Here is a 19066-nt window from a genome sequence, read left to right as displayed (position 1 = left end):
ATCGGCTCATGTCGGCGCTCAAGATCGCTTTCGAAACCCCCGAGAATCCGGCAAACGCGTCGCCTTGCGGAAAGCCGCCGATCGATTTTGTCCACCTGTCCGGCCAGACGATGGGGGACAAGAGCCTCGAAATCGAGGTGCTTCAGCTTTTTGCCCGCCAGGCCCGGCAGGCGATGGCCGAGATCAACGACGCGGATGCCGATGCATGCGGCCAGTCGGCGCATCGACTGAAGGGGGCGGCACTCGCGGTCGGAGCAACGCGCGTGGCTCGTGCCGCCGCCGCCATAGAGCAGCGGCCCGCCGACTGGACCCTACGCGCCCCACTCGGGGCAGCCGTGCTCGAAGCCGAGCTTTTCATCCTCAAGCTGTGCCGCTGATCCGCGCCGGCCCGACAACCTTTTTCAAGGCGCGATCATTGCCGGATTTGCGGGGACGTCCGCGACCAGGCATCGGCTCATGTTGACTGGCCGGTCGATTTGTTGGAAGAAACTGCCCTGAATTCAGGCCGGCCGCGCCTGCCGCGGCGGCTGGCGCTCGCGGGCGGATCCCATCTATTCATTCCGGAAAGAGAAATGACAAAACTTACGATCGTAGCCTTTGACGGCACGCGCCACGACCTCGATGTCGAAAACGGCTCCACGGTCATGGAGAATGCGGTGCGCAATTCCGTGCCCGGCATCGAGGCCGAGTGCGGGGGCGCCTGTGCCTGCGCAACCTGTCATGTCTATGTTGACGACGCCTGGGCGGCGGCCGTCGGCGCTCCGGAAGCGATGGAAGAAGACATGCTGGATTTCGCCTATGACGTGAGGCCGACCTCTCGGCTCTCCTGTCAGATCAAGATGAGCGAGGCGCTTGACGGACTGGTCGTGCACGTGCCCGAGCGCCAGGCCTAATCCCTTCCTTCCTTCAAGAAGGCACTAAAAAAATGCCTCGCTGGTCATGGCGACGAGCGAGGCAAGGGGGGCGTATCGCATACAGATGAGGGAGGGAGCACCTGCTGCACCGAGACACGCCAGGAGAACCTGTTTTGCCTCATCGCGCAGGTCTGTCTCAGTCACCCGGCAGCAATGAAGCGAACCCTATTCAGCACTTAATCAACGATCCAAATGCGACTTTTTACTGTCGATTGGAAAATAACCCGCCATACCGACGAACGGTTGAACTTCGGTTCCGCCACTCGTTTCATGGTATTAATATAGCTGAGTCGGTTATCGTCGGCTATCGTTAGAATCCACCAATAAAATACTGTGGGTTTTCGCCCTCGCCTGCATGAGGGAGTGCGGGCAAAATCACGCTGTTCTTTGGGGGTGACTTCGTCTGGTGAACGGCGCGAAGGTGGCGGTTTGACAGAGCCGAGATCGGCTAGCGCTCTGTCTTCTTCAGCGAATCCAGCCGGTATTGCAGCAGTCGGATCATCCGGCGATCGAAGTTCGCGGCTTCCGTGCGGTCAAAGCGCGCTTGGTCCTTGTCATGGCTTGCGATTTCTTCGGCACTCACCTCGGCCACCCGAGCCTGCATACGATCGCAGTCTGCCTCCGGCTTCAGTCCGAGAAAAGTCCGTTCCATGCGACGGGCATGATTGCGGGCGATCTCGGCATGGCGCTCTTCATGGCGCTTGATGTCGGCCGCGAGCGTATCCCAGACAAGGGCGAGATCGCGGCTCGCTTGGGGGCGGTACTTCCAGCGCGGCAAGATGATGCTCGTGTTGAGCGTCACGCGCGCCGTGCCGACTGCACAGCGCCCGCCGCGGCTGACATAGGTTATCGTGCCGCCGAATTTGATTCGCGTGGCGCCGGGGTGGCGCGTGCCGGTGTTCTTCATCAGCGGGCCGCTGGCGGCGAGGGCCTTGTCGAGTTCTGCCGCCGTACGCCCGCCGATCGAGAAATAGGTGACGGTTTTGCTGATCAAGGTCTCACCCGAGGCGTGGCCAATCGGAAGGCCAACGAGAAATGCGATCAGGGCGGCTCTCAGCGGATTGCGAACTCGGAACATTGGTCGGCACTCGTGGATTGAAGTTGGCGCAAGCTTGGGGCATAGCCGGGGCCAGCGCAACATAAAATCGGCGCATTCCGAAGTCGACAAAGAGCCAACCACGTGAAAGAATCGTGCTAACCCTTTGCTTTCAAAGGCGCGCGCTCTTCCGCATTGCCGACCCGGGATGGCGCTCCTCAAGCCGCGGACCGGGCAAAGACAATGACCTACGATCCATTCCAAAAATCTCGCTGGCCGTTGGCGCACGGGCGCAGCCTCGAACTGGGGCCGCGCGGTGTTCTGATGGCGATCATCAATGTGACGCCGGATTCCTTCTCCGATGGCGGCCGCTTTGCAGACGCCACCGTTGCTGTCGCCGCGGCGATGCGCGCCCTCGAGGACGGCGCGGCGATCCTCGACATCGGTGGCGAGTCGACCCGCCCCGATGCGGATCCGGTCGATGCGGGCGAGGAGCAGGCACGTATTTTGCCGGTCATCGAGGCACTGGCGGGCCGGACCGATGCAATCATCTCGGTCGACACCTATCGCGCCGAAACGGCGCGCCTGGCCATCGAAGCCGGCGCTCATATTGTCAACGACGTGCACGGTCTGCAGCGGGAACCGGCGATCGCGCAAGTGGCTGCCGAGACGGGCGCAGGGCTTTGCGTCATGCATACAGGGCGCGATCGGCAGAAGCTCGGCGACGTCATCGAGGATCAATTCCAATTTCTAAACCGTTCGCTGGAGATTGCCGCCGAGGCGGGCGTCGCACGCGACCGGATCGTCCTCGACCCCGGTTATGGCTTCGCGAAGGGAGCGGATGAAAATTTGGAGCTGATGGCGCGATTTGCGGAATTGCATCGGTTCGGCCTGCCATTCCTGGTCGGCACATCGCGCAAGCGCTTCATCGGCGCCGTTACCGGTCGCGATGCGAAAGACCGCGACGTCGGTACAGCGGCGACGACCGCGCTCCTCAGAATTGCCGGGGCGGCGATCTTTCGGGTGCATGATGTCGCAATCAACAGGGATGCACTGGCGATGGCGGATGCTATGCTCGACGCAAAGAACAGCCGACGGGACATGAAGCCATGACTGCGACCTACATCATTACCCTGAAAAACTGCGCCTTCTTTGCGCGCCATGGCGTGCTTGACGAGGAGGAGTTTCTCGGCCAGCGCTTCTTCGTGGATGCTGAACTCGAGGTTGAGCAGGGCACGGCGCTGGCCGAAGACTGCATCGACGACACCGTGCATTACGGAATCGCCTTTGCCGAGATCGAAAGGATTGTGACGGGGCGCAGGCGCTACCTGATCGAGGCTCTCGCTCTCGAAGTCGCCAAGACATTGTGTGCGCGGTTCCAGCAGATACGGCGGGCCAAAGTTTCCATTCGCAAGCCCAATGCGCCGGTCCCGGGCGTCCTGGACTACGTCGAGGTCACGGTCGAGCATGTCGCCGAATAGCAGGTGGCGGTACGCTACGCTGGGGCTGGGTGGCAATATCGGCGATCCGTGCCGCGCGATGGCCGATGCGTTGCGGGCGCTCGATGAGCGACCGGACTGCCAGGTCACGGCAGTGTCGCGGCTCTACCGGACCCCGCCCTGGGGCAAGACGGACCAGGACTGGTTCTTCAATGCTTGCGCGGCGGTAGAAACGACTCTCGATCCGGAGGCCCTGCTTGAAATTTGTCTCGAGATCGAGCGTGTGATGAAGCGGGTCCGCAAGGAGCGCTGGGGCCCGCGGACCATCGATATCGATCTCCTGACCTTCGAAGGAGCGAATTTGGCCGGTGACCGGCTGCAATTGCCGCATCCGCGCATGACGGAGCGTGGTTTCGTGTTGATGCCTCTCGCCGACTTCGCGGCCGATCTGAACGTCGCCGGCAGAACGGTCGGCGAGTGGCTGACGGATGCAGATGTGACTGGAATAGAGGTGGCCGACGAAATGGCCGACTGGTGGCGGGTCCGCGATTGACGGCGAACCGATCCGCATCCCGGGGGGGGGGGCGGGCGCTCTCGGCCCGCCAGTGCTCGATCCGAACGATACAGCTATTTGATCGAGCCGACGGCGATATTGTCCATCTGCCTGTTGAGGCTGACGCCGATGACCGGCACCATCGTCTCCTCGACCTTGACGGAGATGGTGATGTTCATCGTTTCTGCGTCCTGCAGGCGGGCGATCATCGCACCATTCAATTTCTTGCGGTTGATTCCAACGACGACCTTGTCGCTGGCGACGTTGCCGGAAACGACGTCCAGGCCCTTACCGTCCGCGCCGTCGAGGAACTTTCCGGTGTAGCTGCCGCCCTTTTGGGTAATCATCGCCGACATTGGCTGCTTGAAAACGCCGACGCGGCAGAAGCCGTCGAGCTTGATGCCGGCCTCTCTGCCTGCGGTCGGCTCGCCTGTCAGATCGCAGGTGAACTTGGTGCCTTTGTATTTGCCGGCGACGATCTCGCCGGGGCCTTTCCATTGGCCGGCGACCTTTTCAAAGAAGGCCTTGTCCCGGGCGCCGGAAGACGCAGGCGTCGCAATGCCGGCAGTGGCTGCAAGCGCGATGGCGGCAACGCCGCGAACAATCAAAGAAGGGCGCGAGAACATGATCGATCCTTGATGGGTCAACGTCGAAATCTGGCAACCACATTTGCGCTAAAATGGTTAATGGAGGGTTTCTGCGCTGCCTCCGCAAGCATGCATCAGGCGCCGTTCGCGCCTTCGGACTTCGAAGCGCCGGGCGTCAAATCCGCCAGAAAATCGCCAATGCCGGGGCGTTTCAAAGCGCGGAACGGCATCGGCCGACACAGGTCCATGGCAGCAATGCCGATACGCGCCGTCATCAGGCCGTTGATCACGCCTTCGCCGAGCCGCGCGGAGAGTTTGGAGGCCAGACCGTGGCCCAGGATCTGCTGGATCAAACTGTCGCCGGCGGCGATGGAGCCGGTGACCGCCAGATGGGCGATCACGTCGCGCATCAGCCGGATGAGCCCGAGCGTGCCGGGCCTGCCGCCGTAGAGCTCGGCCATCGCCCGAATCATCCGCGCCGACTCGTAGAGGACGTAACCGAGATCGACGAGGGCGCGGGGGCTGACGGCGGTGACGATCGAGACGCGTTTCGAGGCGGCCAGAATGATTCGGCGGGCGTCGCGGTCGAGCGGGGCGAGGAGTTCGCGCTCGGTCAGTTCGACAAGCTGCGGCGCGTCGATGATCTCGTCCTCGGATTCCGCAAGCCGCGCTCGGCCCTTGGCGGTTCGGGGATTGGCGGCAAGCAGATGGACCAGTCGCCCGAGCGTGGCTCGTGCGGCCTTGCTGTTGCCGAGCGCCGTTGCTTCGGCGACCTCGGATTTGAGTTTCTGGATCGCCGTCAGTTGCATCAAGCCGCCAAGTTCGCGGCCGACCACGACGAGGAAGGCGAGGGTACCGACGGCCACGGCAGCGATCGCCGTATAGCCGAGCCAATCGGCGCGCGAGAACAGATCGCGCACCAGGTGGTCGATCCACAGTCCCGCGGCGAGCGACAGGACAAGGGCAAATGCCGAGGCGGCGACCTTGCCGAAGGAGAACCGATGCCGGCGCGGCCGCGCCTCGGGCGGATCGAGCGCCTCGACTGCAGCGGTCGTCGCAATGAACGGGTCCTCTGCGTCGGGCGTCAACATGACCTTGTCGCTGAAACTTGCGGGTGTGCGCGCTGGCGTCTGCGTGCGCTGCGCCGTAGGCGTTTCGGATTCGATCGGGAAAACCGCAGGTTTACGGGGGCGATGCTTGGATTCGTCGCTCATGCCAGTCGATCTCCAAGCAGGAACTGCATGGCCCGGTCGAGCCGGATATGCGGCACGGAGAGTTTCAAGCCGCCGCGCGTCTCTTCGAGGTGGGGGGGACGGAAACGCACGAAATTCAGCTCCGGCATCGCATGGTCGGATCGGGGAGAGACGGGACTGCCGCCAATTTCCTGAAAAAGAACTTCAGGATTTTCCGGTAAATCACCAGGAAATATGGCTGTTTTTCTCTCTCCATCAAAGACGTCTCCATTGACCCGCTCACCAGCAATCGGCGTGCCGACAATGACGGGCAGGGCGTGTCCGTCATGATTGACCGTCGCCTCGCGCGTCGCCCGGACGGAGGCGAGCGCCATGACCTCCAGGCCGGCGCCGCTCATGCCGATGCGGTCCGCGGCACGGCCGACGAGCCGCGCGGCGATTCGCTCGAGCCGATCATGGCTCTCATGGTGAAGGTGATCGGCCTTCGTCGCGGCGATCAGCACCCGATCTATCCGGCGCGTGAGGAAGGCGGAGAGCCAGGAATTGGTGCCCGGCCGGAAGCAGGCAAGCACGTCGGCGAGCGCCTGTTCCAAGTCCCTCAAAGCCTCCGGGCCGCGATTGATCGCCTGCAGCGCGTCGACGAGCACGATCTGGCGGTCGAGCCGGGCAAAATGCTCGCGGAAGAACGGGCTCACCACATGCGTCTTATAGGCCTCGTACCGCCGCTCCATCATCGCCCAGAGCGAACCCTTGGGCGCCCGGCCTTCAGGCAGGTTCGGGAGCGGAGAGAAGGTGAGCGCGGGAGACCCTTCGAGGTCGCCGGGCATCAGGAAACGGCCGGGCGGCAGGGTGGAGAGCGAGTGGTCGTCCTCCTTGCACGCCTTCAGATACGCAGTGAAGCTTTCGGCGAGGCGGCGGGCGCTGCCTTCGTCGGCCGCGGTTTCAGCGCCGCTCGCTGAGGCGAGTGCCAGCCATTCGCGAGACAGTGCGGCGCGCGCGCCGATTCGCGCCCGCTTGACGGTCGTCGCGCTGAACTGCCGGAAATCGAGCGCGAGCAGGGGCAGATCCAGGAGCCACTCGCCCGGATAGTCGACAATATCAATCGACAAGCGCCCGGCGGAAAACATCCGGTTCCAGCCGCTGGCGCTTTCGTAATCGAGGGTGATGCGCAATTGCGAGATGGCCCTCGTTGAGTCCGGCCAGACCCGGTCACGCACGAGAGCGGCGATATGGTCCTCGTACTGAAAGCGCGGCACCGCATCGTCCGGCTGCGGCTCGAGCCTTACCTTGGACACCCGCCCCGAACGGACCGGTTCGAATACCGGGAGGCGCCCGCCGTTCAGCAGGTTATGCACCAGCGAGGAGATGAAGACGGTCTTGCCTGCCCGTGACAGACCGGTCACGCCGAGCCGGAGGGACGGGCTGACGAGCCCGGCCGCGCGATCGGCGAGGTTGTCCAAGGCGATCAGGGCGCCGTCTTTGAAGCTGGTCACTAAGGACGCCAAATGTTTCCGCCCCTTGGGTTCGATCTTTCCATTGCTGCTGCCGATATCCCATCGGGTTACGGGCATCCACGTGTTTGGCGATATAGGAAGTGTTTCGGTCGGCGCAATGACGCACAGCTGTTTGGAAAGCGGCGAGGTCTATCGCCTGACGACTTCCTCGGGCTTCGGAAGCAGCAATGTCGAAAGCGCCGCAGCCGAGATGCGCCCGGCACTTGAGCGTGCCGAGAAATCGATGACCGCCAGCCCTGCAGGCGGATAGCCGTTCTCCAAGGCGGTTGCGGATTGCTGCTCGCCAAGGTAGCTGCGAAAAACGTCCTCGATCATGGGATTGTGCCCGACCACCATGAGACACGTCCTGTCCGCGTGAATCTTGATAAGGTCGGTATAGACGGCTGCAGGTCCGGCATAGAGTTGGTCGACGTAGCGGATGTCAATGTCTTCGCCAAGCGCCCGGCGGAACGGTTCGGCGGTCTGGCGGCAGCGAACCGCGGTCGAGCACAGAACAAGATCCGGGCAAAGCCCATGATCGGCCGCACCTTGCGCAATCAACTCCGCCTCGGCATAGCCAGTCTCGTCCAGCGTGCGGTCGAAATCCCGTTGCCCGGGCAGCGCCCAGCCGGAGCGGGCGTGACGCAGGAGGATGAGGCGGAATGCCGGAGCACTGTCTTGCATATATCCATCCGAATCTGATGCCGCCGAAGTGCCGCGCATTGCATCTTTCGCGGATTATCGTCGCATCGCTAACTTGTCTCGCTGTCGGCGCAAAGATCAAGCCGTTCTCCACGGATTTCGCGCGGCAAGCACGGCAGCATTGACATGCCGCACTCCGCACACCAGATGTCGCAATTGGCAACGTAGTTGAGGCGCGACGCAGACACCACTCTAGGTGACGGCGCAGGCTTGCTGCCGAGCGCCGACGGGAATATTATGGAGAGTGTTTCATGTGTAATTTTGATGAAATATTCGCCAGTTAGCCTGGAATGCAAGCATTGTTAAAATAAGCGTAGGTGTCCTCCGCGAGGCTTGAATCAAGCCCTTCATAGGTCTATACACCGCCGCAATGAGATGTTCTTCAGGAGAATCGCGTTGAGTGAGAAGATCGATCTTAGTACCTATGTCCTCTCCGAGGACGAGGATTTCATGAATGCCAACCATCGGGCATATTTTCGTGCAAAGCTGAATGCCTGGAAAAACGATATCCTTCGCGAAGCTCGTGAGACTCTGGACCATCTGGCTGAGGAGAGCGCCAATCATCCGGATCTCGCAGATCGAGCCTCCTCAGAAACAGACCGTGCGATCGAATTGCGCGCCCGGGATCGTCAGAGGAAGCTCATCGCCAAGATCGACGCCGCCTTGCAGCGCCTCGATGAAGGCACCTACGGCTATTGCGAGGAAACGGGTGAGCCGATCGGCTTGAAGCGCCTGGATGCCAGGCCGATTGCGACGCTTTCGATCGAAGCGCAGGAGCGTCACGAACGTCGCGAGAAGGTCTACCGCGACGAGTAAGCCCGAGCTTGGAGACTTACAAAAAAACGGCGCGACATGGTCGCGCCGTTTTTTTGTCCGATGGGAAAACAGGTATGTCTGCGCCGCAGTTCAGGGTTTGCGGCCAGCAGAGATATCAGCCAGCATGCGGCTCATCTCCTCCTCGATCGACGCTTCCTTGCGGCCTTCTTCCAGTGGCGGGCCGAGGATCGGTTCCTGGCGGGCGGCGGCCATTGGGCGGGCCTCCGGCTTGGGCGCCACCGTGGATGAGAGCCGCTGGAGATCACCGCTAATCTCCGCGTCGAGGAACCGTTCGAAGTCCGCCGCCTTGTCGACGGCGGCCGGCCTCTCCACCGCCGTCGGACTTTCGACCGCAACGGGTTCGGCCAGCCGGGGAATGGGCGGGATCTGGACGGGCCGCGGAGGCTCCCGCGTCGCCGCTATCGGCTGCGGAAATCGCTCTTCGCGCGAGGGTTGGGCCATAGGAACGATCCGCTCGCGCGCCGCGCTCAGCATGTCTTGGGGCGTTTGCGGGGCGGATACCGGGAGGATGGCAGGGGCGGGCGGCGAGGTCCTGACGACGGGTTCCGGCCGAGGCGGCGGTTCGACTGGCAGGGGACGTTGCTGCACGGTTTCCGAGGGCTTTGGCGCGGGCTCCGGCTCCCGCACGGGCACGGCCCGCGGCGGCTCATCCGACCCCGCCGGCCGCACCGGCTCTTGCTTTGCGGCTTCCGCAGGTGTCGACGCCGAAACGGGTTGAGGGGCTGGCGCCGCCTGCTGGGGCGCGACCGGGGACTTGGGGGCCGGCTGTTCCACCGTCGCGGCGACGGGAGCAGCTGCGGCCGCCCCGTCATCGGCCACGATGCGGCTCTCGATGACGATATCAGTTGGTCCGCCGATCATGATCAGATGCTCGACGTCGTCGCGGCGGACGAGCACGAGCCGGCGGCGCGTGTCGACGGCGGCGGCATCGAGCACGGCGAGCCGCGGCTGGCGGTTCTTGCCGCCCCGCACGAAGGGGGACGAGGGCCTGTTTCGCATGATCCAGAGCACCGCCACGAGGCACAGAAGGCCGACGGCGACGGCTCCGGCGGCGATGACGAATCGGCTACCGTTGTCCCCGACCAATGTTTCCATCATGGGCTGAACTCCTTTTCCGGTCGAATTGCAACATTTGACGGCTTTTTTCAGGCCGGGACAAGGTTGCGCCCGACATTCCCTGTGAATTGACCGCCGCGCTTCCGCCGAGACGCTTTCTGCTGTTATCTCTGATTGTTAAAGATGATTCCAGTTCGACGAAGCGGCTGCGGCACCCGGAGGTCGCGAGGCCTCGGCGAACGCCGGCGACTGCATAGGACCTTAAACCGGGCCGGTTTTGGGGATAAATTATGCGGCAATTCAAAGGATTACGGTAGCCCTTGAGCGTCCGCCGGATGCGCGGCACGTCAAGTCAGCGGGATACCGGTGTAGCGGCGGACGCTCCGCCAGCAGGTGAGGACCCGATGACGAAATTGCGGCAGTCAGGTGATTACCAGATGCCGGTCGTTGACCGGGGCGTCCGGCCGGGTACCGTGTTCAGGATCATCGTGCTGGCGATCGTGCTGACCGCGTCCGCTGCCGCCTTCGTCGTCTTCAAGAACCAGCTCGAGAACGAAATCGTCCTCGGCATACTCGGCGTGCTGGCGATGGTCGGGATATTCTTCCTAGTTTCGTCGGTGATCGGCTTCATCGAGGTCATGCCTCAGTCGCGGCCGGATGAGCTGGCACGCGCCTTTCTCGATGCGCATGAGGACGGCACGGTGGTCACCGACCGCAAGGGACGCATCGTCTACGCGAACGCCGCTTACGGCGCCTTGACCGGTGCCAAAGGTGCTGCCGGCATTCAATCGCTGGAAACCATCCTGTCGCGCAACAGGGAGGCGACGGAGGCGGTCTATCGGCTGACCAACGGCCTGCGCGAAGGCAAGCAGGGGAACGAGGAATTCCGCCTCCTCAAACCTCTGGCGAATGGCGCAATGACCGGCTCAGGAGCGCATTGGTTTCGCCTGAAGGCGCGCGTGCTGCCGTTGGAGGATGCCAACAGCAACCCGCTCTATCTGTGGCAGATAGCCGACATCACGGCCGAGCGCGACGACCAGGAGCGCTTTTTCAAGGAATTGCAGAACGCCATCGACTATCTCGATCACGCTCCGGCCGGCTTTTTCTCGGCCGGGCGAAAGGGCGAAATCTTCTATATCAACGCCACGCTTGCCGATTGGCTCGGGATCGATCTCACCAAGTTCCAGCCGGGGGCGATCAGCATCGCCGATCTTGTCGCGGGCGAGGGGCTTACGCTCATCCAGTCGGTACAGGCCGAGCCCGGTCTCAAGAAGACCAAGGTTCTGGATCTCGACCTGCGCAAGGGGAATGGCCAAAGCCTGCCGGTAAGGCTGATCCACCGTGTTTCCTCGACGCGCGACGGTGCGCCGGGCGAGAGCCGGACGATCGTCATGTCCCGCGAGGGCGACGACAGCGATCAATCGGCATCGAACGCGGCGATGCGGTTCACGCGCTTCTTCAACAACACGCCGATGGCTATCGCTTCGGTGGACGGCGCCGGGCGGATCCTCAGAACCAACGCACCGTTCCTGAAGCTCTTCGCCGGCCTTGTCTCGCAGGACGACGTCGAGCGCGGCATAACGATCGACGCCGTCCTGAACGAAACCGAGCGAGGCCAACTCGAAGAAGCGCTCGCCGCGGCAAAGGACCGCCAGGGCGACATCGCGCCGATCGATTCGCTCCATCCGGCTGATGAAGGACGCCACTTCCGCTTCTACGTGAATGCCGTCATCGACCAGAGCGACCAGGCGCCCGAGGAGGCGGCGATCGTCTATGCGCTGGAGATCACCGAACAGAAGGCGCTCGAGAACCAGATGGCACAGACGCAGAAGATGAATGCGGTCGGAACGCTCGCCGGCGGCATCGCGCATGATTTCAACAACGTGCTGACGGCCATATTGCTTTCTGCCGACCACCTGCTGCTCTCGGCGCGGCCGGCCGACGCGACTTTCGCCGACCTGATGGAAATCAAGCGGAACGCCAACCGCGCCGCCGTCCTGGTGCGGCAATTGCTCGCCTTCTCGCGCAAGCAGACGATGCGGCCGACCGTCCTCAACCTCACCGACGTCATTGGCGACCTGCGCATGCTGGTCGACCGCATGACGGGCACGAATGTCAAGGTCGAGGTCGATTATGGCCGCGATCTTTGGCCGGTGAGGACCGATCTCGGCCAGTTCGAGCAGGTGCTGTTAAACCTCGCCGTCAATGCGCGCGACGCCATGCCTGAAGGCGGGACCATCACGTTGCGGACTCGAAACCTGCCGGCGAGCGAAGTCGCCGCACTCGGACGCCGCGAACTGCCGGAAGATGATTTCGTCACGGTGGAAGTCTCCGACCAGGGCACCGGGATTCCGGCGGAGATCATGGACAAGATCTTCGAGCCCTTCTTCACGACGAAGGAAGTCGGCAAGGGCACGGGCCTTGGTCTGTCGATGGTCTATGGGATCGTCAAGCAGTCGGGCGGCTACATCTATCCCGAGTCGGAAGTCGGCAAGGGCACGACATTCCGCATCCTGTTGCCGCGCCATGTGGAAATCGCCGAGGCGCGCGAGGAAGCCGCTCCGGGTGAGGCGAGTGCCGCCGGCCCATCGGCAAGGGAGGCAGCCACGACGCCGGCTGCACAAGCGGAGCCTACCGACCTCACCGGCGATTCTGCCGTCGTGCTCCTCGTCGAGGACGAGGAGGCGGTCCGTCGCGGCGGCAAGCGGATGCTCGAAACCCGCGGCTATACGGTTCATGAGGCGGGATCGGGCGTCGAGGCGCTGGAGATCATGGACGAACTCGACGGCGCCGTCGATATCGTCGTTTCGGATGTGGTAATGCCCGAGATGGACGGCCCGACGCTGTTGCGCGAGTTGCGAAAAAAATACCCGAACCTCAAGTTCATTTTCGTGTCGGGCTATGCGGAAGATGCCTTTGCCCGCAACTTGCCGGCCGATGCCAAGTTCGGCTTCCTGCCGAAGCCGTTCTCGCTGAAGCAACTGGCAGTGGCGGTCCGGGAAATGCTGGATTCCTGAGAGGATGGCCGACGCCTATGGGCGGCGGGCGCAAAGTCCTTCTACTTCTACTTCGCCCCGCCTGCCGCCAATGCGACGGCGATCTCGGCGGCGAGGCGCGCGTTGTTCTCGACGAGCGCAATATTGGTCTCGAGGCTCCGGCCCTCGGTCATATGAAAGAGATTGTCGAGCAGATAGGGTGTCACCGCCTTGCCGATAATCTCGTCGCTCGCCGCATTGTCCAGAGCACGCGCGATGTAGATTTCCATCTCCTCCCGCGGAATCTGGCTTTCCTCCGGGACAGGATTGGCGACCAGCATGCCGCCATCGACGCCGAGCAGTTCGCGCATCCGCTGGAAATTCGCGATAGCCGCTGGGCTGTTCAGCATCAGCGGGCTCCGGATGCCGGAATCGCGCGACCAGAAGGCGGGGAAGGTTTCGCTGTCATAGGTGACGACCGGGACGCCCCTGGTTTCCAGCACTTCCAGCGTCTTCGGAATGTCGAGGATGGCCTTCGCGCCGGCGCAAACGACGATGACGCCGGTTCGGGCGAGTTCGTCCAGATCGGCGGAAATGTCGAAACTCTGTTCCGCGCCGCGATGGACGCCGCCGATGCCGCCGGTCGCAAAGACGCTGATGCCGGCCCGCGCCGCCGCGATCATCGTTGCGGCGACTGTCGTGGCGCCGGTACGGCGCTCGGCGAGGGCGAAGGCGAGGTCGGCGCGCGACAGCTTCATTGCGCCCTCGGTTTTCGCAAGAGCCTCAAGCTTCGCGTCATCGAGGCCGATATGAAGGACGCCGTGGATCACCGCGATCGTGGCAGGGATGGCTCCTTGGTCGCGGATGATCGCTTCGACGCTGCGCGCCATTTCGAGATTGCCCGGATAGGGCATGCCATGCGTGATGATCGTCGATTCCAGCGCCACGATGGGCGCGCCGCGCGCCTTGGCGGCGGCGACTTCATCGGAATACTCGATGGGCAGGAAAGGCGAGGAGGATTTTGTCATGGTCTTTCGCTTCTGATGAGGGGAGCGTCAGGCGGGCGGGAGTCGTCATGCATTTCCGCCTTCCGCCCGGAATTCGGCTGCGGACTTCATGACAGCATTTGGGGCTCCGGCACAAGGGCCAGCACCCGCGCGAGATTGTCCGCCGACATCTCCTCGGCGGCGGCTAGCAGCGAGTGGAGCGTCAGGACGGCGGCGGCGATGCCGCGCCGGAGGCAGCCGGCGAGATCGAAGCCGGCGAGCCGGGCAGCGAGAAAGCCCGATGCCAGCGCGTCGCCGGCGCCTGTCACGTCTGCAAGTGCGGGCAGGGCAGGCGGGATGGCCAGGCAGGCGCCTTCCCGGTCGAAGGCAACCGCTGCTTTGCCGCCGCGGGTGACGACGCCGCCGGCAAGGCCTGCAGACCGCAGCAGTGACGGCCACTCCTCTACGTCGGCGGCCTCGGCGCCGGTCAGCGCCCGCGCCTCCGCCTCGTTCATGAAGAGGAAGTCGAGGCCGGTCAGGCTTTGGCGGTACCGGACCACCTTGGCCGGGGAAACGGCGATGCCGGCAAGAATGCGGTGCGGTCCCGCCGTCGCATCGACCAGCGCCGTCAGCGTCTCTTGAGGCAGGTTGGCGTCCATGAGCACGAGATCGCTCGACGCGAGGATTTCGCGCGTCGCACGCTGCTGCAGCCGGCGTGGCGAGAACGAGCCGTAGAGATCCATGTCGGCAAGGGCGATCACCAGATTGCCGTCCTTTTCGAGGATTGCCGTATAGCTCGGCGTCTTGCGATCAAGAAAGATGAATGGGCAATCGATGACGCCGGCAGCGGCGGCCGCGGCGGCCACCAGATCACCGGCCGGATCGCCGCCGCGCGGGCTGATCATCCGCACCCGGTGGCCGAGACGCGCGAGATTCCTGGCGGCGTTGAAGCCGCCGCCTCCCGCCTCCTCGAACCAGGTTCCGGGATTACTCGCTCCAGGCACCGTCGTGCCGCTGATACGGCCGCGCCGGTCGACATGGGCGCCGCCCAGAACGGTGATTTCCCGCTTCGTCATTCGAACACCTCTATCGGCGAATCGGCGCTATGGCGAGAAGCCCGTGCGAACTGCCGCGCAGCCTGTGGAAATGCGCTACAATAGCCCGTGAACAGGAATCGAACACTCACAAGATACCTATTTTGATTCAGGGACTTGAAGTGCCATTGCCAAAATAGAACAAAGCATGTACAAAATCTCCTGCGGCGGCTTCATTGCCTCGATAGCTCCAATAACCTAAAGGTGGACCCAATGGCACAAAACTCTTTGCGGCTCGTAGAGGACAAATCGGTGGACAAAAGCAAGGCACTTGAAGCGGCTCTTTCCCAGATCGAACGTTCGTTCGGCAAGGGATCGATCATGAAGCTCGGATCGAAGGACAGCGTCGTCGAGATCGAAACCGTCTCGACCGGGTCGCTCGGCCTCGATATCGCGCTCGGCATCGGCGGCCTGCCGAAAGGCCGCATCATCGAGATTTACGGACCGGAAAGCTCGGGCAAGACGACCTTGGCGCTGCAGACCGTTGCCGAGGCACAGAAGAAGGGCGGCATCTGCGCCTTCGTCGACGCCGAACACGCGCTCGATCCGGTCTATGCGCGCAAGCTCGGCGTCGACCTCGAGAACCTCTTGATCTCGCAGCCCGACACGGGCGAGCAGGCGCTCGAAATCACCGACACGCTGGTTCGCTCCGGCGCGATCGACGTGCTTGTGGTCGACTCGGTGGCCGCGCTTGTGCCGCGTGCCGAAATCGAAGGCGAGATGGGCGACAGTCTGCCGGGCATGCAGGCCCGCCTGATGAGCCAGGCGCTGCGCAAGCTGACCGCGTCGATCTCCAAGTCCAACTGCATGGTGATCTTCATCAACCAGATCCGCATGAAGATCGGCGTGATGTTCGGCTCGCCGGAAACGACGACGGGCGGCAACGCACTGAAGTTCTACGCGTCGGTCCGCCTCGACATCCGCCGCATCGGCTCGGTCAAGGAGCGCGAGGAAGTCGTCGGCAACCAGACCCGCGTCAAGGTCGTCAAGAACAAGATGGCGCCGCCCTTCAAGCAGGTGGAGTTCGACATCATGTATGGCGAAGGCGTTTCCAAGACCGGCGAACTGATCGACCTCGGCGTCAAGGCCGGCATTGTCGAGAAGTCCGGCGCCTGGTTCTCCTACAACAGCCAGCGCCTGGGGCAGGGGCGTGAAAATGCCAAGCTGTTCCTGCGCGACAATCCCGATCTCGCTCGAGAAATCGAGATGGCCTTGCGGCAGAACGCCGGGCTGATTGCCGACCGGTTCCTGGAAAATGGCGGGCCGGAGAGCGAAGGCGACGAAGCGGCCGACATGTAAGAGCCAAACTTCAGTTTGCATGCCATCAACCGGCCGTCGATCAGATCGGCCGGTTTTTGCTGCCGTCTGGACAGCATGATATGCGGAAGATAAAAGCCTGTGGTTCCGGTGACGGCGTCATCGGCGAGGCGGCTATGCGTGGTAGACGCGGGGTTGAAGGAAAACGGCGCAATGCGCGGAAAACGCGCTGGGTTGCAGCCGGCATGTGCACAGATAGGACGCAAGATGAGCGGCGTGAATGAAATCCGGTCGATGTTTCTCGACTATTTCCGCAAGAACGGTCACGAAATCGTGCCGTCGAGCCCTCTGGTGCCGCGCAACGACCCGACCCTGATGTTCACCAATGCCGGCATGGTGCAGTTCAAGAACGTCTTCACCGGTCTCGAGCAGCGGCCCTATTCGACCGCGGCGACGGCGCAGAAATGCGTGCGCGCCGGCGGCAAGCACAACGACCTCGACAATGTCGGCTACACGGCCCGGCACCACACTTTCTTCGAGATGCTCGGCAACTTCTCCTTCGGCGATTATTTCAAGGAACGGGCGATCGAGCTCGCTTGGAGCCTGATCACCAAGGAATACGGGCTCGACGCCAAGCGCCTGCTCGTCACTGTCTACCATACCGACGACGAGGCATTTGACCTCTGGAAGAAGATCGCCGGCCTCAGCGACGAGCGCATCATTCGCATTCCGACCAGCGACAATTTCTGGGCGATGGGCGATACCGGTCCCTGCGGTCCCTGCTCGGAAATCTTTTATGACCACGGCGAGCAGATCTGGGGCGGCCCGCCCGGCTCGGCCGAGGAAGACGGCGACCGCTTCATCGAGATCTGGAACCTCGTCTTCATGCAATACGAGCAGGTCACCAAGGAAGAGCGGGTCAACCTGCCGCGGCCGTCGATCGACACTGGCATGGGTCTCGAGCGCGTCGCCGCCGTGCTGCAGGGCCAGCACGACAATTACGACATCGATCTGTTCCGCGCCCTGATCGCAGCCTCCGAGGAGGCGACCGGCGTCAAGGCGGAGGGTGACCGCCGCGCGAGCCACCGCGTCATCGCCGACCACCTGCGTTCCTCCGCTTTCCTGATCGCCGACGGCGTGCTGCCTTCCAACGAAGGCCGTGGCTATGTGCTGCGCCGCATCATGCGCCGCGCCATGCGCCATGCGCAGCTGCTTGGCGCGCAGGAGCCGCTGATGTGGAAGCTGCTGCCGGCGCTTGTCGGCCAGATGGGCCGCGCCTATCCGGAACTGGTCCGGGCCGAGGCGCTGATTTCCGAAACGCTGAAGCTCGAAGAGACGCGCTTCCGCAAGACGCTCGAGCGAGGCCTGAACCTTTTGGCGGATGCTTCGGCGGGCCTTTCGGAAGGCGACCGGTTCGACGGCGAAACGGCCTTCAAGCTCTACGACACCTACGGCTTCCCGCTCGACCTGACCCAGGACGCGCTGCGGGCCAAGGGCATCACCGTTGACACGGATGCGTTTTCCACCGCCATGCAGCGGCAGAAGGCCGAAGCCCGCGCCAACTGGGCCGGTTCCGGCGAAGCGGCCACCGAGACGATCTGGTTCGAGCTCAAGGAAAAGCACGGCGCCACCGACTTCCTCGGCTACGACACGGAATCGGCTGAGGGTGTGATCCAGGCGATCGTCCGCGACGGTGCGGTCGTCGAGTCCGCCACCAAGGGCGAGACCGTCCAGCTGATCCTGAACCAGACGCCCTTCTACGGGGAATCCGGCGGCCAGATGGGTGACACGGGCGTCATTGCCACCGAAACGGGCAAGCTTGCGGTTACCGACACGCAGAAGCGCGGCGAAGGGCTATTCGTCCATTACGGAACCGTCTCGGAAGGCATCATCAAAAGGGGCGAGGCAGCCGCGCTTACCGTCGACCATGCCCGCCGTTCGCGCCTGCGCGCCAACCATTCGGCAACCCACCTGCTGCATGAGGCGCTGCGCGAGGTGCTTGGCACGCACGTGGCGCAAAAGGGCTCGCTCGTCGCCCCCGAGCGGCTGCGCTTCGACGTTTCGCATCCGAAACCGATGTCGGCCGAGGAGCTGAAGGTCGTCGAGGAAATGGCCAACGAGATCATCGTTCAGAACACGCCGGTGACCACGAGGCTAATGAGCGTCGACGATGCCATCGCCGAGGGTGCCATGGCGCTCTTCGGCGAAAAATACGGGGACGAGGTCCGAGTCGTGTCGATGGGCCAGGGCATTCGCGGCTCGAAGGCCGGAAAACCCTATTCGGTCGAGCTCTGCGGCGGCACGCACGTCTCCGCAACCGGCGACATCGGCCTTGTGCGCGTTGTCTCGGAAAGTGCCGTCGGCGCCGGCGTGCGGCGTATCGAGGCGCTGACCGGCGAAGCCGCGCGAGCCTACCTCAACGAACAGGATGAGCGCGTCAAGACGCTGGCATCGGCCCTGAAGGTCCAGCCCGCGGACGTCCTCGGGCGGGTCGAGGCGCTGCTCGACGAGCGGCGCAAGCTTGAACGCGAACTCACCGAGGCGAAGAAGAAGCTCGCCCTCGTCGGTGACGGCCAGAACGGCTCGGGCGACGCGGCCCGCGAGATCGGCGGCGTCCGCTTCCTCGGCAAGGTCATTTCCGGCGTCGAGCCGAAGGATCTGAAAAGCCTTGCCGACGATGGCAAGAAGACGCTCGGTTCCGGCGTCGTCGCCTTCGTCGGCGTCTCGGGTGACGGCAAGGCGAGTGCGGTCGTGGCCGTCACCGACGACCTGACGTCCAAAGTTAGCGCCATCGATCTGGTGCGCGTCGCCTCGGCTGCGCTCGGCGGCAAGGGTGGCGGTGGGCGGCCGGACATGGCCCAGGCGGGCGGCCCGGACGGCGGACGCGCCGCCGAGGCGATCGAGGCGGTCGCCGTCGCGCTCGCCGGTTGAACGGCGCTGGTGC

General features: G+C 63.4%; 17 protein-coding genes. 9 read left to right on the top strand and 8 right to left on the bottom strand.

Going from position 1 to position 19066, the window contains the following annotated elements; translation table 11 throughout:
• Positions 1-8 precede the first annotated feature (8 nt).
• Together SS05631_RS08530 and SS05631_RS08525 are read left to right on the top strand one after the other, a co-directional pair.
• Positions 9-377 carry an Hpt domain-containing protein gene (locus SS05631_RS08530; protein WP_037424378.1) on the top strand — a complete coding sequence of 123 codons (369 nt, stop codon included), beginning with the start codon at positions 9-11 and terminating at the stop codon, positions 375-377.
• A 195-nt stretch (positions 378-572) separates the two neighbouring features.
• Entirely contained in the window at positions 573-893 is a 321-nt protein-coding gene (locus SS05631_RS08525) for a 2Fe-2S iron-sulfur cluster-binding protein (protein ID WP_037424381.1), read from the top strand.
• Between the two features lie 469 nt (positions 894-1362).
• Here SS05631_RS08525 and SS05631_RS08520 read toward each other — a convergent pair whose 3' ends face one another.
• Complete coding sequence (locus tag SS05631_RS08520) at positions 1363-1992, bottom strand: DUF922 domain-containing Zn-dependent protease (RefSeq protein ID WP_037424383.1); 630 nt, start codon at positions 1990-1992, stop codon at positions 1363-1365.
• Positions 1993-2193: 201 nt separating this feature from the next.
• Between SS05631_RS08520 and folP the strand changes: the two genes are divergently transcribed.
• The 3 genes from folP to folK are packed head-to-tail and all read left to right on the top strand — an operon-like array spanning position 2194 to position 3942.
• The gene (gene folP / locus SS05631_RS08515) at positions 2194-3063 is read left to right on the top strand and encodes a dihydropteroate synthase (protein ID WP_037424386.1); all 870 of its coding nucleotides are present in this window, start codon (positions 2194-2196) and stop codon (positions 3061-3063) included.
• Entirely contained in the window at positions 3060-3431 is a 372-nt protein-coding gene (folB, locus tag SS05631_RS08510; protein WP_037424388.1) for a dihydroneopterin aldolase, read from the top strand. The genes folP and folB overlap by 4 nt, the downstream gene beginning before the upstream one ends.
• Positions 3418-3942 carry a 2-amino-4-hydroxy-6-hydroxymethyldihydropteridine diphosphokinase gene (gene folK, locus SS05631_RS08505; protein ID WP_037424391.1) on the top strand — a complete coding sequence of 175 codons (525 nt, stop codon included), beginning with the start codon at positions 3418-3420 and terminating at the stop codon, positions 3940-3942. Before folB ends, folK begins: the two co-directional genes overlap by 14 nt.
• Before the next feature lie 74 nt (positions 3943-4016).
• Here the strand turns inward: folK and SS05631_RS08500 are convergent, their stop codons facing one another.
• From SS05631_RS08500 to SS05631_RS08485, 4 genes are all read right to left on the bottom strand, one after another.
• Positions 4017-4568: a hypothetical protein gene (locus SS05631_RS08500; protein WP_037424393.1), complete on the bottom strand. Its 552-nt coding sequence runs from the start codon at positions 4566-4568 to the stop codon at positions 4017-4019.
• A 95-nt stretch (positions 4569-4663) separates the two neighbouring features.
• Positions 4664-5743: a TIGR01620 family protein gene (locus tag SS05631_RS08495; RefSeq protein ID WP_037424396.1), complete on the bottom strand. Its 1080-nt coding sequence runs from the start codon at positions 5741-5743 to the stop codon at positions 4664-4666.
• Entirely contained in the window at positions 5740-7227 is a 1488-nt protein-coding gene (locus SS05631_RS08490; RefSeq protein WP_037424401.1) for a YcjX family protein, read from the bottom strand. Before SS05631_RS08490 ends, SS05631_RS08495 begins: the two co-directional genes overlap by 4 nt.
• A gap of 138 nt (positions 7228-7365) precedes the next feature.
• Positions 7366-7899 (bottom strand): histidine phosphatase family protein, encoded by a 534-nt coding sequence (locus SS05631_RS08485; protein ID WP_037424403.1) that lies wholly within the window; start codon positions 7897-7899, stop codon positions 7366-7368.
• Positions 7900-8313: 414 nt separating this feature from the next.
• Between SS05631_RS08485 and dksA the strand changes: the two genes are divergently transcribed.
• A complete protein-coding gene (gene dksA, locus SS05631_RS08480; protein ID WP_012708186.1) occupies positions 8314-8733 on the top strand; it encodes an RNA polymerase-binding protein DksA in 420 nt (139 codons plus the stop codon).
• Positions 8734-8823: 90 nt separating this feature from the next.
• Here the strand turns inward: dksA and SS05631_RS08475 are convergent, their stop codons facing one another.
• Positions 8824-9852 carry a flagellar biosynthetic protein FliO gene (locus tag SS05631_RS08475; RefSeq protein ID WP_095677951.1) on the bottom strand — a complete coding sequence of 343 codons (1029 nt, stop codon included), beginning with the start codon at positions 9850-9852 and terminating at the stop codon, positions 8824-8826.
• A gap of 362 nt (positions 9853-10214) precedes the next feature.
• Between SS05631_RS08475 and SS05631_RS08470 the strand changes: the two genes are divergently transcribed.
• A complete protein-coding gene (locus SS05631_RS08470; protein WP_037424411.1) occupies positions 10215-12827 on the top strand; it encodes a PAS domain-containing sensor histidine kinase in 2613 nt (870 codons plus the stop codon).
• A 47-nt stretch (positions 12828-12874) separates the two neighbouring features.
• Here SS05631_RS08470 and SS05631_RS08465 read toward each other — a convergent pair whose 3' ends face one another.
• On the bottom strand, positions 12875-13813 hold the full coding sequence (locus SS05631_RS08465; protein ID WP_037424413.1) for a pseudouridine-5'-phosphate glycosidase: 939 nt from the start codon (positions 13811-13813) through the stop codon (positions 12875-12877).
• Positions 13814-13899: 86 nt separating this feature from the next.
• Positions 13900-14847 (bottom strand): carbohydrate kinase family protein, encoded by a 948-nt coding sequence (locus tag SS05631_RS08460; RefSeq protein WP_037424415.1) that lies wholly within the window; start codon positions 14845-14847, stop codon positions 13900-13902.
• A gap of 231 nt (positions 14848-15078) precedes the next feature.
• Here SS05631_RS08460 and recA point away from each other — a divergent pair, with 231 nt between their 5' ends.
• Both recA and alaS read left to right on the top strand, forming a co-directional pair.
• Positions 15079-16164, top strand: a complete 1086-nt coding sequence (gene recA / locus SS05631_RS08455) for a recombinase RecA (RefSeq protein WP_037424417.1) — start codon at positions 15079-15081, stop codon at positions 16162-16164.
• A gap of 225 nt (positions 16165-16389) precedes the next feature.
• The gene (gene alaS / locus SS05631_RS08450) at positions 16390-19053 is read left to right on the top strand and encodes an alanine--tRNA ligase (RefSeq protein ID WP_037424469.1); all 2664 of its coding nucleotides are present in this window, start codon (positions 16390-16392) and stop codon (positions 19051-19053) included.
• Positions 19054-19066: the final 13 nt, after the last annotated feature.

This window comes from Sinorhizobium sp. CCBAU 05631, assembly GCF_002288505.1.
GTDB classification, from domain to species: Bacteria; Pseudomonadota; Alphaproteobacteria; order Rhizobiales; family Rhizobiaceae; genus Sinorhizobium; species Sinorhizobium fredii_C.
Note: the sequence above shows the minus strand (reverse complement) of the source record. Positions and strands in the feature narration are given on the sequence as shown.